Raw genomic sequence first — 13299 nt, 5'->3', positions numbered from 1 at the left:
GCTGTGTCCCCCCGTCAAGATCTGCTGGCGCAGGGGACACAACTGGTACAGGTGGACGTGGCAGGGCGGGGATTGGCTCAGGTGGCCCAACTGGGTGATCCCAGGGGCGCATTCCTCTCACAGCCTCGCTGCACGGCCTTCCACTACACGGAGCTGCCAAAAAACGCTCCGAAAACCCGATGGCAACGTCACCATCCAGGTTTTCTGGCAGCTCCGTGTAGTACTAGCCGGTATTCGAGGTCCAGGGGATGCCTTCATGCCCTCCCGATACCGTTGACCCCATGACTGACCACTTCGCAGGGGACCCCCGCACGAACCGGGAACGGATGCTCGCCGGGGACCTCTACATCGCCGACGACCCGGAGAGCTCCCGGATTGCCGAGCGCGGGGCCAGGCTGGCTGACGCCTACCACCGGGCCTTCCTCAACGATCCGGACAGCGCCAGCCCTCTGCTGGCCGAACTCCTCGGAGAACTCGGAGAGGATGCCGTCATCAAGCCGCCGCTATACGTCGACTACGGTGAGAACATCCACTTCGGCGCGCGCAGCTTCGCCAACTACAACCTGACGGCTCTCGACGTCGCCGAGATTCGCATCGGCACCGACTGTCAGATCGGCCCGAACGTCCAGTTGCTGACTCCCACCCACCCCATCGACCCGGACCTGCGTCGGGAACGCCTGGAGGCTGCCAAACCCATCACGATCGGCAATAATGTCTGGCTCGGCGGAGGCGCGATCGTCTGCCCCGGTGTCACCATCGGTGAGGACAGCGTCATCGGAGCCGGAGCGGTCGTCACCAAGGACATCCCGGCCGGATCCATCGCCGTCGGCAATCCGGCGCGCGTCATCGGATCGGTCTATGACAGGAAAGGCGAATGACCATGAACGACATCCCGGATCTCCCGGTCAACTGGTGCGATCCTGACTCCGTCGGTGCCGAGCTCCCGGAGACCGACGACGTCGAGGCCGATCCGCAATCCGTGCAGATTCCGCCGGCCGAGTCCTTCGAGGTGTTGCGCCGGGCCAGCGAAGAGGAGCTGCGAGCCCAGGAGCGGGGTGAACAGATCGACCCACTCGAGTCCGGACGAGCCGCGATCGCCATCGCCCTCACCCCGCTCTGTCAGCTCGAGGGCGCGATCATGCTCGGCGTCAGCCTGCTCGACGCCGTGGTCAAGCGGGTCGAACAGGTCGACGATGACACCGTCGAGGTGTACCTGCCCGACTGGCTCTTCGACCACGAGGGGCTCACCTCCGACGAGGTCCCCGGCCTGCTAGTTGAGCGGGTTCGTCGTGACATGGCCGACCCCGTCGTCGTCTCCACCATGGGGGAGGAGGCCGTTGAGCAGCTGCGCAGTGGTTTGTCGGCGATCCTGGCGGCACAGCAGCACGACGCCGCCGAGTTCTCCCGTCACGTCAACCCGGACGTCGACCCCGAGTGGATCATCGACGGTTGTCAGGAAATTTGCGTCGCCCTGGCCGCCCACGCCGCGACCATCGGCTGGCAGCGTCCCGAGGTGGATGTCTCCAACGTCTTCGCCACCCTTGATATGGCCGACGATCCCGACCGCGTCCGCACCCTGCTGAGCCAAGCTCGCCGATGACAGGGCCGCTGGCGACCGCCGCCAGGTGTGTGGAGGACCCGCCGGCAGACCTCACTCGGTGGCGATGGCCTTGAGGATGTTCGTGCGGGCGGCTCGGCGCGCCGGCCACAGCGCGGCGAGGACCCCGACGAGCGCCGCGGCCACGAGGAAGGCCACGAGTTGCAGCCACGGGATCGAGAGCTTGTCGATGCCCTGGTCGGCGAGTAGACGTTGCAGCACCATGCCGAAGACGGTTCCCAGACCGACCCCGACCACCGCACCAAGCAGGGCGATGACGACCGACTCCAGGGTGATCATCCGGCGCACCTGCGGGCGGGTGAGGGCGATGGCACGCAACAGGCCCAGTTCCCGGGTGCGCTCGATGATGCTCAGACCCAGGGTGTTGACGATGCCGAGCACGGCGATGACGATGCTGAGTCCCAGCAGTGCGTAGAGCAGCGCCATGGTCCGGTTGACGTTGACGAGGACCTGGTCGGTGTACTGGCCAACGTCCATGACGCTCACCAACGGCATGTCGGCCAATGCCGCGTCGAGGGCCCTGTGGGCCTGCTCGTGGTCGGTGCCCGCCTTGAGGTAGATCGACAGGAAGGCGTCCTTGTCGCCCAGACCGGCCGAGGTGAGGGTGCTCGTCGAGACCCACATGGTGGCGATGGGCTGTCCCTTGCCGGTCGTGTAGATGCCGACGACGGTGAGCGTCATGGGACGCTGGGCATCCACCGACCACAACCGGTAGGACGACCCCACCTTCAGGTGGTATTTCTCTGCCGTCTTCTCGTCGACGATCATCTCGCCGTTGGTGTGGAACATGCGTCCCTTCGTCACCTTCTGGGGGAACATCTTGTCCAGCGAGGTCGCCTCCATGCCTGCGATGGCGCGCATGTGACGTCCCATGGCGTCGGTGAAGTACTCCTTGGGCGGGGTCGCCTGACCGGCGGGGATCTCGAGCATCTGCGCCATCTTCATGGCGTGGACGTCCTTGACCTGCGGGACGGCGGCCACCTTGGTGCGGACCTGGTCGGGAAACCCCTCGAATCCCTGTCGGCCGACCATGAAGTCGCCACGGAGCGTGTCGGTGACTTGGCTGGTCACCGAGCGCGTCGAGGAGGCCCCGAAGACGGCCATGAGGGAGACCAGGGTGAGCCCGATCATGAGGGCCGATGCGGTCGCGGCGGTGCGTCGGGGCTGACGGATCGAGTTGAGTTCGGCCAATTTGCCGACCTCGCTGAAGATCGCTCGGTACACCTTGCCGACGATCCAGATGACCGGACGGCCGAGCAGGGGCGAGGCCAGGGCGACGCCGATCATCGTCAGGGCCATGCCGGCCCCGGCCCAGGCCACTGGCTTGCCCACGACGTCGAGCACCCCCAGAACGATCCCCACGACGCCCACGGCGGCCATGACGGAGCCGATGACGGCCCGCTTGCCCAACCCGACCTCGGACTCGGTTCGGGCCGAGGTCATGGCCTGGACCGGAGAGATGCGGGTGGCCCGGGCTGCCGGCAGCAGGGCGGCGACGAGCGTGACGAGGATGCCGGTGATAAGTGAGGCCACGATGGCCTTGACGCCCAGGGTGAGGGTTGTCTGGCCGATGTCCCATCCGGTTGCGGCCATGATCGCCTTGATGGCCACGGCCAGACCGAGGCCGCCGAACAGCCCCAAGACTGACCCGACGGCGCCCACGACGAGGGCCTCGACCAGGACGGTCGCCCTGATCTGACCGCGGCTGGCTCCCATGGCCCTGTACAGCGCCAGCTCGGAGGATCGTTGGGCGACGAGGATGGTGAAGGTGTTGACGATGAGGAAGCTCGCGACGAGCAGGGAGATGCCCGCGAAGACGAGCAGGAAGATGTCGACGAAGCCGAGGGCCTTGCCGATGGCGCTCATCTGCTCATCGGCGACGACCTTGCCGTCCTTGGCCTGGTATCCCTTCGGCAGGACCTTCTGGACGGCCTTGGCGACGGTCGCCCGGTCGGCGCCCGGTTCGACGACCGTGGCCACACCGGTGAACGCGTCGTGGCCCTTGAGGAAGAGCTGCTGGGCGCGGTGCGTCGTGAAGAACACATAGCTGGCCCCGGCGGACCCACTCTGACCGACGGTGGCGGTGCCCACGAGCTTTGCCTGAACGGTGCCAGCTCGGCTCGTGATGACTTTGACCCTGTCGCCGACATGATGGCCGGATTTGTCGAGGGTTTGCGGATCGACGACCACCTCGTCGTCGGTACGCGGTTCGTGGCCCGACACGACGTGGACGCCCTGCTGGCCGCCGAGGGCCGGGGTCGTCTGCCAGCTGAAGCCCAACTGGGGCGGCCCGAAACTGGTGATGGCCTTGCCGTCGCGGTCGATGAGGACGGTTCCCGTCTCGGTGACGGTGCCCTGGGCGTCCTTGACACCGTCGACCGTGCGAATCCTGTCGACGACGGCCGGTGTCAACGGGTACGGTGTCGTCACGTCGCCCTGCACCGCGTCCTCGGTGTTCTTGGACACCTCGACGTCCGAGACGGACCCCGAGACGATGGAGTTGAAGGTGGACCGGAGCATGTCGCCGAAGACGAACGATCCCGAGACGAAGGCGACGCCCAGGACGATGGCCAAGGTGGACATGAACAGCCGCAGCTTGCGGCTCCACAGGGAGGTGAAGGTGGCCTTCCACATGGTGGTTCAGGGCCTTTCGACACGGCGGGCGGCCGGCACGTGCTCGCCATCGGTTGTCTTCGCCCGGCGCGGGTCCAGGCGGCTCATCGTCGTGAGCACGGCGTCATGGGTGGGGTGGCAGATGTCGTCGACGATGCGCCCGTCGGCAAGGAACAGCGCCCGGTCGGCATACGAGGCCGAGACGGGGTCGTGGGTGACCATGACGATGGTCTGGCCGAACTCGTCGACCGACCGGCGCAGGAAGCCGAGCACCTCGGTGGCACTCATGGAGTCCAGATTGCCGGTGGGCTCGTCGGCGAAGATGATCTCGGGCCGGCCCACGAGGGCGCGCGCACAGGCGACGCGCTGCTGCTGCCCACCTGACAGCTCGGAGGGCTTGTGGTCGAGCCGGTCGGCCAGGCCGACGACGTCGATGACGGTGTCCCACCACTGCGGGTCGGGCTTGCGTCCGGCGATGGCCAGGGGCAGAAGGATGTTCTCGCGGGCCGTGAGGGTTGGCACGAGGTTGAACTGCTGGAAGATGAATCCGACCCGTTCACGTCGCAGCAGCGTCAGCTTCCTGTCGGTGAGGGTGGCGACATCGGTCTGGCCGATGAAGGCGCGACCCGAAGTGGGGCGGTCGAGCCCGGCCATGCAGTGCATGAGCGTCGATTTACCCGATCCCGACGGACCCATGACCGCGGTGAGGGCACCGGCCTCGACGGTGACGCTCACCCCGTCGAGGGCCTTGACGACGGCATTTCCGGTTCCGTAAGTCTTGACGAGTTCATCGGCGGCAGCGGCGGTCGGCGCCATGACGGTCTCCTGTGACTGGATGAATGACGTGGAGTGACGTCAGGTCACAGTGTATACGTGTGTCACGATGAGCCCACGCATATCCGTGTTCACGCTCCCATCAACGCTGTTACTCTCGGCAAGAGCGGGGAGCGCAGTGGTTTCCAGCGTCAGGCCCAGGAGGGTCGTGGTGATTACTTGACGTCGCATGAGGGGACCTCCACTCCGTTGCGTGCGATCATCTTGACGGTGCCCGCCTTGTCGCGGGCATACCAGCTATCGAGATGGATGATGCGTCCATGGTCATGCTTTCCGTGGCGGTCCACAGTCCGGATGGAGCTGTAGTCTTCGCACGATTCCAGGGCGATGGCAGCCTCAGGATGGGTGGTGTCACCCTTCTTCTCCCGCACCGCGGTAACGGAGGAGTTCCCTGATGTGATCTTGATGCCCAGCCCTGAGATCTTGTGGTTGAAGGTCATGTAGTCCTTGAGGGCTGACCCGCTGGCGTAGTTGGTGAGCATGAGCGGGGCCGGTTCGCCAGGGGCCAAACCTCCCATCTTCTCCAACTCGAAGTTATTTCTGTGGATGGTGCGGTAGACCTTTTCGGCTTCGGCGGCACTGACGGCCCCCGCCGATGGCGTTGGGGTTGCTGAGGGTGTTGACGAGGAGGAGGCGCTTACCGATGATGCCGATGTTGTGGTGGGGGTACTCGGTGTCGGCGTGGGTGCCGACGTTGATCCTGCTGAGTGGCAGCCGGTGAGGGCTGCTACGGCGGTGAGGGCAGCGATACCACGATGGTGCATAGGAACCTTCCTGACAGAGATGAGTGCAGAAGAGATCATGACGCTCTCCTGCCTGTATGGGTGACCGTATCGATGATCCGGGTGGTGTCCTCGTTGAGGTCGACGCCCAGCCGTCGCGCGGTAGTCGACAGGTGATCGACAGTTTGTAAACATGACAATCGAATGGTATATAGGAGTGGCCGAGTAGAACTATTTCGGGCATATGTAGTTGAACCTGAAAGGGCACACGGAGATGAATGGTGACCTCTTCCAGCGGGGGCAGCCCTCTCGGCGCTCTGTTGTCGCAGCATCGGCTTGGTCTGTGCCGGCGATCGTGGCGAGCAGCGCGCTATCAGCGTATGCGACCAGTGAGTGTGTAACCACTGTCGGCGTCTGGAGGCCGTCCTCGGCGCTCTCGGAAGGCGCTACCTACAACCTCGAGAAGACTCGAGATGTTGACACCTGGAAGGATAACAACGTCATAGCGGATTACTGGCACAAGATGCCGGACGACTATGACCTCACCCCAACCGATAAGGATACGCTCAAGTCCACATGGCTCAACCTTGCTCAGGCGGTCAGGGCCGATGACAAGGATGGCTTGGGGCAAACTCTGACCATTACTTTTTCAAGACCGGTGTACGGGCTTGCCTTTTACATCGGTCAGATAGATTCATCTCATGATGCTCCTGCATGGTATATCGATAAGGTGACCGTGACGGCCACTGGCGACGGAACGTCGCATCCTGTGTTCAAGACCCGTCATGACTACAAGTACGGAGCACTCAAGAATTCTCTGCAGGTTGATGGTGAGGGAACCAACAGGGTGACAGCGGTGTCAGATAGCCGCGTCGCACAGTTTACGGATAATGGAGGCAACCACCGTGGAACGATACGGTTCGAGACGTCCGCAACTGAAGCGGTGACGCAGATCACCGTCTTCTACGGGGATACCCAACCGGGTGGCAACGCATCCAAACATGGCATGGGTAGACAGTACGTCTCGATCAGCCCCATGCGTTGGAGCACCTGTCCTCAGTGAGCCTGGAATTCCATGTAGGCCACTCGAGTCGGCTTCATGTGACGTGTCAAGGCATAGGTGATTGATGGGACGATCAAGTTGTCGGGGTCTTTCCATGAGGGAGATTTTGTGTCGATCCTCATGGAAAGCCCCCCCGATTTGTGTCACGCCACGATGAGGCTTGAACCTGATGAGCCTCCTTGCGGTATTACGGGGATCATCTGGTCGTTGACGCAGCGCGAGCCTGTGGACCGCCGATCGTGGCCCTCGAAGCAGTTCCTCACGTCGGTCATGCTCGAGTGGAAGGACGAACCATCAATGGAACCAGGCATAACCACCGCCTTCCTTCCCTGCGTTGTCCGGTGGCATCGGGGGCGGCGCGGCGTCGGCAGGGTACTCGAACCACCCCGGCCGGTACTTTCGGGGTGGTTTCGGCTTTTGGTGTGGGTAATCCGGGTACCAAGTTGAGCTACCGCACGATTGGCTCGTGTTCGTGGTGGATTGAGGATCCTAGCCAGCGTGATTACAACCGGTGGCGTGAGGATTGTTCGCACTTGTCGACGTCTGACAATGAGCGTCTGGCTGATTATGCTGGTTCGTTGTATCGACAGGCTGCGGTGCTGTCGTACAACTATGCTTCTCCGACTCGTCATGGCGCGGGTTCGGGTGCGGGTATCTTCATGCATTACGCGACTCGTTACACCGGTGGTTGTGTGGCGGTCAATTCCCATATCTGGGCATCGACATCAACGCCGACTACCATGACGCGGCCGCGCCCATTCTCGCAGCTTATCTGCCCCCGTGCGAGCGTCATTAGGAGACCATCTCATGCTGGACAAAGTTCTTCCTTGGCTTCGTGACGGAGTCTTTGATCGTCTCTACTCGCTTTTGGGCTCTTTCGTCGGGGTGCTCTCTGTGTTCGCCATCGTCGACCACGTTCGGCCACTTGACATTCTGCGGGGTTGGTTGGGGGCTCTCGTGGTCCCTGTTGGTTGGTTGGGTCGGGTGGATGCTGTTCTTGCTGGCGGTACTCCGTGGGGTCGGGTTGGTGTTGTCGTCGCGGTCGTTGGTGTGTTGGGCGTGGCGACTCATGATGTGTGTCGGGGTCGTTCCGGGCCGACCTTTTGGTGTGGTGCGGGTCTCATGGTTACGGCTGGTATGAGCTGGTTGTGGCTGATCTTGCTCCTCGCTGTCGGATTCGTCGTCTCTATGACGGACTTGATTACGGCCTCCTGGAAGGAGGAGTTCTCCTTCGGGGATTCCTTGATCAGGGAGGCCTTGGGGGAGGCTCTGTGGCGGCTCTGGGGGACTCTTTTTGTGACGCTGTTCTACAGTCCGCTTGAGGTCGTAGAATGGCTCACCGGTGAGCCGTCTGGTGGCACCAGGCGGCAGATCATCAACCCGGCTGGTCGTCCGCTCAAGGTCGAACTTGTCGAGCCCAAGCCGGAAGCAACCAAGGCCCACCGCAATATCTAGCCCGAAAAGTCCCCCGGCTTTACGTTGAAGAGACGAACAGATACGGCTGAGAGCCGCCCGTCGAGTGGCCCAGCGTGAGCGACTTCCTCGCCCCCTGGTCCCGCCTCGTGAATCCTTAGCTGGCTTTGAGGGTCTGGGCGACCTCGCGGGTGAGCGCTTGACGGGTCCACGCGGATACGGTCATGCCTTGCCGGGCCGCGTCTCGTTCGATCGGCCTCCACACGCTGGGCTGGCACTCACCCGGATCGTGCGAGGCTCCAGGGGCTCAGTCTCCGCTTCCTCCCAAGCTCGACCCTCGAACGGCTCGACCTGCAACCCCTCAAAACCCGACTCAGCCTCACTCGCCCACTGGCGAACCATCTCGTCGGTCACTCGGACACCATTGTCGGCAACAAACTCACTCATCTCGCCCTCCTCATCTGAGTGAGAAACCCCGGCTTACCCCCGCGTAGGCGGGGAAGACCGGCTGGCGGGGTTGCCTCCACAGAATGTGTCAGGTTGATTATCCTGGCTGGTAGGATCGGAAGGGGATGGCGATGTCGGCGCTAATACTCACTCTTTTCAACTTTATTGGCTTTGTTCTACAGCAGGTATGGAACTTTATCGCTGGGTTCTTCCATGCCCTCTTCCTCTTGGTCGTGTCGCCGCGTGAGGGGGCGATGCACCTGGGAATGTGGTTCTGCCGCTACGGGGGGTTGGTCTGCATCGGCTATGGGGTCTGGGTGATTGGCCGTCACGCGCACCTGTCCGAGATTGCTACACGAGAGTGGGTCTTGGCCGGTGTGCTGGTCGGCGGTGGCTTGCTGCTGTGGTTCATTGCAGCTGGTATTGACGGTGAGCTGGAGAACCGGGCCGAAGAAGAGGCTTTGGAGAGGCAAGCGCGCAAGCTGAAAGAAGTCATGCGCAGAGATGATCTGTGAAGTGCTGTGGCGGCGGGCTTTGTTAGCGCGCCGCCGCAGTGCTTATGCAGATTTGAGCCCGTAGAGGTTCAGGTGCCCTTGGTCGTCGTCGCTGATGACGATCAGGTGGTTTTGGGCGAGGCCGAGGGGGCGTGCCGGGGTTGCGGTGACGGGGCTGGTGGTGGTGGTTCCGGTGCCAAGGTCGATCATGGTGGATGTGTGGGCTTGGGGGTCGTGAGTCCATGCCCAGTGGTCGATGACGGCATCAAGGTTTCCGTCGATGGGGACCAGTGATCGGTTTTGCCAGTCGATGATGACGCTTCCGGCTGCGGTCCATCGGCCGCGCTGGGGGTCTGTGAGGCGGTGATGCCGGCTCACCCCCGCGTAGGCGGGGAAGACGCCTGGTCATTCTCTACCGACGCCGGAAACGAAGGCTCACCCCCGCGTAGGCGGGGAAGACGACGCCTTGAACAGCGACGTGTGCGGCTCAGCCGGCTCACCCCCGCGTAGGCGGGGAAGACTCGCGGGCGGTATTTTGCGTGCACTGCAGAATCGGCTCACCCCCGCGTAGGCGGGGAAGACCATGTGCTGGTGTGTGGAGTCATTCTCGTCCTCGGCTCACCCCCGCGTAGGCGGGGAAGACGCGCCTCTTCGCATGGATGCGCGGCAACGGATAGGCTCACCCCCGCGTAGGCGGGGAAGACATTCACCCTCATCGAGGTCGATCAGCCCCACACGGCTCACCCCCGCGTAGGCGGGGAAGACTACGAGGGTCGTGGGGGTCCAAGTAGCGGCGGAGGCTCACCCCCGCGTAGGCGGGGAAGACGAGAACAATGCCGCCGACGGACTGTCCACCGACGGCTCACCCCCGCGTAGGCGGGGAAGACGGAAACACCTCTATCGGCATTCCGGCCGCCTGCGGCTCACCCCCGCGTAGGCGGGGAAGACGACCTGCGTGGTGCCGACCTGTACGAGGCCAACCGGCTCACCCCCGCGTAGGCGGGGAAGACGCATGGATTGCGTCCTCACGAGTGAACCCGTGCTGGCTCACCCCCGCGTAGGCGGGGAAGACGGATACCTGTCTGCGCGGGCCAGGGGAAGGGTTGGCTCACCCCCGCGTAGGCGGGGAAGACAACCTGTACGAGGCCAACCTGCGTGGGGCCAACGGCTCACCCCCGCGTAGGCGGGGAAGACTCGTCCGGGCCGTCTGCCTCGTGCGCGGGCGGCGGCTCACCCCCGCGTAGGCGGGGAAGACCGTGAATTGTTGGGGATGCCATGTCATCAGTCCGGCTCACCCCCGCGTAGGCGGGGAAGACGGCATCATCACCTGGAGATGCTGCTGCTTCTCCGGCTCACCCCCGCGTAGGCGGGGAAGACTATGTGGGAGAACCCCCTAGCCGAGTTTAAGTCGGCTCACCCCCGCGTAGGCGGGGAAGACCCTCGCCACACGGCGACCCCATACCTCTCGCAAGGCTCACCCCCGCGTAGGCGGGGAAGACGGCAAGGATGGTCGGCTGCGTGTCAAGGGTGTCGGCTCACCCCCGCGTAGGCGGGGAAGACATTCGAGGGTGGGTCAAGACCATTCAAGACATGGGCTCACCCCCGCGTAGGCGGGGAAGACGACCTCACCCCGCTGCTCAAAGTCCAAGACGCCGGCTCACCCCCGCGTAGGCGGGGAAGACTCGGGCCTTGATGGTGCGGATGGCGGCGGTGGCGGCTCACCCCCGCGTAGGCGGGGAAGACGCGAACGCCTCGGCAATGTCAGTCTTGAACAAAGGCTCACCCCCGCGTAGGCGGGGAAGACTTGCGGACTGCCTGGCCTGCCTCCTTGGTGGCCGGCTCACCCCCGCGTAGGCGGGGAAGACGGCAATCCTCATCGAGAGGATGGTCCGGCTGTTAGGCTCACCCCCGCGTAGGCGGGGAAGACCTCAATGATAGCCGGGCCATTTTCTCGGTGAAAGGCTCACCCCCGCGTAGGCGGGGAAGACCTCCGTGTCGTCGTTCAACTCATCCATCATAGAGGCTCACCCCCGCGTAGGCGGGGAAGACAAATTCCGGAAACTTCTTGATATTTCTGGTAGAGGCTCACCCCCGCGTAGGCGGGGAAGACGACCTCACCCCGCTGCTCAAAGTCCAAGACGCCGGCTCACCCCCGCGTAGGCGGGGAAGACGTGGCCTGCACCGTCGACCCCGGGGTGATCGACGGCTCACCCCCGCGTAGGCGGGGAAGACTTCTGCCACAGCGGGATGAGCTCGCCGTTGATCGGCTCACCCCCGCGTAGGCGGGGAAGACCAACCCCGCATGGATGGACCGCCATCGGTGACCGGCTCACCCCCGCGTAGGCGGGGAAGACTGACCCCCTTTCCTGAACTTCTCTCTATTCTACGGCTCACCCCCGCGTAGGCGGGGAAGACGCCGCACACATGATCGCAGCCGTCCAAGGACACGGCTCACCCCCGCGTAGGCGGGGAAGACTCGCCCCTACGAGGCTCATACACGGCATCCCCGGGCTCACCCCCGCGTAGGCGGGGAAGACATTGTTTTGGCGAGTTTGTAGCCGTTGATGTACGGCTCACCCCCGCGTAGGCGGGGAAGACATTGGGGTTTCCAGCGGAATTTCCCGATTAGTAGGCTCACCCCCGCGTAGGCGGGGAAGACTGGCGTGGACGGCTCTAGCGGCCCGGTAGGGCCGGCTCACCCCCGCGTAGGCGGGGAAGACGGCTGTCCTTTTACTTCGGTGGTCATGGCTTTAGGCTCACCCCCGCGTAGGCGGGGAAGACACCAGCCGACTACGGTTGATGCAGGAGCTTTGCCCAGATACAAGTGTACTCGATCTAGCGCTTGGCCGTCCTACGTCGCCGCGCAGCCGAGCTCCATCCCGGCCGCAGTGTCGAGTTGTGTGCCCTATTGTTTGGCCTCTGCATGAGTTTCAGCCCGTCGAAGTCGACGACGTCCCAGTCATGTCGATGCACGCGGAACTCGAAATGCTGCTCGCCGCGCATCGAGTACACGAGGATCGCCCGCCCGTCGTGGCACATTTCAACGACTCGGCTCCACAGGGCATCCCTGATCCGTGCAGGCAGATGCCCGACGAACACCCCAGGGCTGATCTCGAGCAACCACCTCGTGAGGTGGCCACGCAGTCCCGCGGGACAGGCGGTGAGGACGAGCACGACCATGGCTATGCCCACGATCTTCCGCCGGCGACCGTGCCAGTGCGGTCGTCCCACAGGTCGACAACATCCCACCCGTATCCGTCATCGGGATCTCCGGGGGCGTCGAGAAGTGTGTGGATGTCCTTCACACACGTGCTCAGCAATGTCGACTCATGAATGGCGTCGCGCATGGCTCGTCGTGTCGCGCCAGGGATGTCGTCAACGTCCCCGTTCGCTGCACATTCGAACGCGACTGGTACCGCCAGCGACGTCTTGTACAGATCTGCGACGTCGTAGACGAAGGATCGGTCCTTGCCCGTGTGCACGAATCCCAATCCGGCCGACAGTCCGAGTGCCGCGATGACGGAGTGCACGACTCCGTAGAGGCAGGTCGTCGCGGCAGTGAGCGCCTGGTTCGTCGGGTCGGACGACTCGAAGTCCTCGACTTTGTAGCTGCGCTTGTCCCAGGCGACGCCGAACCTGACGGCCGTGTCCCGATACGCCTGCCGAACTCGGGCCCCTTCATGTCCGCGCAGTTGTTGCAGGGTCAGGCCCGTCGCGACGTCGTCGGGAAACCGCATCTCGTACATGCGCCGAGCGACCGCCAGCCGCTTCGTGTGGTCGGTGACGGCTTCGGCCTGCAGGTCGAGCAGTCGGGTCGTCCGGGCCAGTGGTCGGCCATGGGCGTAATACCGCACACCGTGTTCGCCCACCCATAGCGTCGTCGCGCCGGACTCGGCCAGCAGCACCATCGCCTGGTGGGTGACGTTCGTTCCCGGGCCCAACAACAGCGCTCCGATCATGGACGCCGGAACATGCACGGTGCCCTGCTGATTCGACGCCGTGATGGCATTCGAGTCGCGGTTGACGATGCAATGCTCCATGTAGATGAAGCTGAGCCGATCCTGGGCGCGCGCCAACTCCTGGACCTCGGCAGGT

At 63.8% G+C, this 13299-nt stretch carries 11 protein-coding genes, 1 pseudogene and 1 CRISPR repeat array; of the genes and pseudogenes, 5 read left to right on the top strand and 7 right to left on the bottom strand.

Translation table 11 applies throughout. From position 1 onward, the window contains the following. Nucleotides 1–281: 281 nt before the first annotated feature. Both ACP8LP_RS11325 and ACP8LP_RS11320 read left to right on the top strand, forming a co-directional pair. Nucleotides 282–878 (top strand): sugar O-acetyltransferase, encoded by a 597-nt coding sequence (locus ACP8LP_RS11325; RefSeq protein WP_021108038.1) that lies wholly within the window; start codon nucleotides 282–284, stop codon nucleotides 876–878. Then, nucleotides 875–1600 (top strand): hypothetical protein, encoded by a 726-nt coding sequence (locus ACP8LP_RS11320; RefSeq protein ID WP_063279587.1) that lies wholly within the window; start codon nucleotides 875–877, stop codon nucleotides 1598–1600. Before ACP8LP_RS11325 ends, ACP8LP_RS11320 begins: the two co-directional genes overlap by 4 nt. Before the next feature lie 51 nt (nucleotides 1601–1651). Here ACP8LP_RS11320 and ACP8LP_RS11315 read toward each other — a convergent pair whose 3' ends face one another. The 3 genes from ACP8LP_RS11315 to ACP8LP_RS11305 form a co-directional block, all read right to left on the bottom strand. Then, nucleotides 1652–4252: an ABC transporter permease gene (locus ACP8LP_RS11315; RefSeq protein ID WP_484483175.1), complete on the bottom strand. Its 2601-nt coding sequence runs from the start codon at nucleotides 4250–4252 to the stop codon at nucleotides 1652–1654. 6 nt (nucleotides 4253–4258) lie between these two features. Next, the gene (locus tag ACP8LP_RS11310) at nucleotides 4259–5047 is read right to left on the bottom strand and encodes an ABC transporter ATP-binding protein (RefSeq protein WP_004809679.1); all 789 of its coding nucleotides are present in this window, start codon (nucleotides 5045–5047) and stop codon (nucleotides 4259–4261) included. Between the two features lie 173 nt (nucleotides 5048–5220). Further along, nucleotides 5221–5829 carry a hypothetical protein gene (locus ACP8LP_RS11305; RefSeq protein WP_484483378.1) on the bottom strand — a complete coding sequence of 203 codons (609 nt, stop codon included), beginning with the start codon at nucleotides 5827–5829 and terminating at the stop codon, nucleotides 5221–5223. A 232-nt stretch (nucleotides 5830–6061) separates the two neighbouring features. On the opposite strand from ACP8LP_RS11305, the gene ACP8LP_RS11300 reads away from it, so the two are divergent. Together ACP8LP_RS11300 and ACP8LP_RS11295 are read left to right on the top strand one after the other, a co-directional pair. Beyond that, complete coding sequence (locus ACP8LP_RS11300; protein ID WP_004809677.1) at nucleotides 6062–6850, top strand: hypothetical protein; 789 nt, start codon at nucleotides 6062–6064, stop codon at nucleotides 6848–6850. A gap of 807 nt (nucleotides 6851–7657) precedes the next feature. Further along, on the top strand, nucleotides 7658–8305 hold the full coding sequence (locus tag ACP8LP_RS11295; protein ID WP_004809675.1) for a hypothetical protein: 648 nt from the start codon (nucleotides 7658–7660) through the stop codon (nucleotides 8303–8305). Between the two features lie 115 nt (nucleotides 8306–8420). On the opposite strand, the pseudogene ACP8LP_RS11290 reads toward ACP8LP_RS11295, so the two are convergent. Continuing rightward, a pseudogene (locus ACP8LP_RS11290) lies at nucleotides 8421–8665 on the bottom strand (hypothetical protein). 170 nt (nucleotides 8666–8835) lie between these two features. Here ACP8LP_RS11290 and ACP8LP_RS11285 point away from each other — a divergent pair. After that, nucleotides 8836–9225, top strand: a complete 390-nt coding sequence (locus ACP8LP_RS11285) for a hypothetical protein (protein WP_334353248.1) — start codon at nucleotides 8836–8838, stop codon at nucleotides 9223–9225. A 42-nt stretch (nucleotides 9226–9267) separates the two neighbouring features. Here the strand turns inward: ACP8LP_RS11285 and ACP8LP_RS11280 are convergent, their stop codons facing one another. From ACP8LP_RS11280 to cas1e, 3 genes are all read right to left on the bottom strand, one after another. Further along, a complete protein-coding gene (locus ACP8LP_RS11280; RefSeq protein ID WP_221267670.1) occupies nucleotides 9268–9414 on the bottom strand; it encodes a hypothetical protein in 147 nt (48 codons plus the stop codon). A gap of 161 nt (nucleotides 9415–9575) precedes the next feature. Continuing rightward, a CRISPR array of direct repeats spans nucleotides 9576–11985; the repeat unit is 28 nt; unit sequence GGCTCACCCCCGCGTAGGCGGGGAAGAC. Nucleotides 11986–12039: 54 nt separating this feature from the next. Beyond that, nucleotides 12040–12384 (bottom strand): type I-E CRISPR-associated endoribonuclease Cas2e, encoded by a 345-nt coding sequence (cas2e, locus tag ACP8LP_RS11275; protein WP_036902094.1) that lies wholly within the window; start codon nucleotides 12382–12384, stop codon nucleotides 12040–12042. A 2-nt stretch (nucleotides 12385–12386) separates the two neighbouring features. Then, nucleotides 12387–13244 carry a type I-E CRISPR-associated endonuclease Cas1e gene (gene cas1e / locus ACP8LP_RS11270; RefSeq protein WP_231097139.1) on the bottom strand — a complete coding sequence of 286 codons (858 nt, stop codon included), beginning with the start codon at nucleotides 13242–13244 and terminating at the stop codon, nucleotides 12387–12389. Between the last annotated feature and the right edge of the window lie 55 nt (nucleotides 13245–13299).

The organism is Cutibacterium sp. LaCa_89 (genome assembly GCF_058177555.1).
This window is presented reverse-complemented; position numbering and strand designations above follow the sequence as displayed.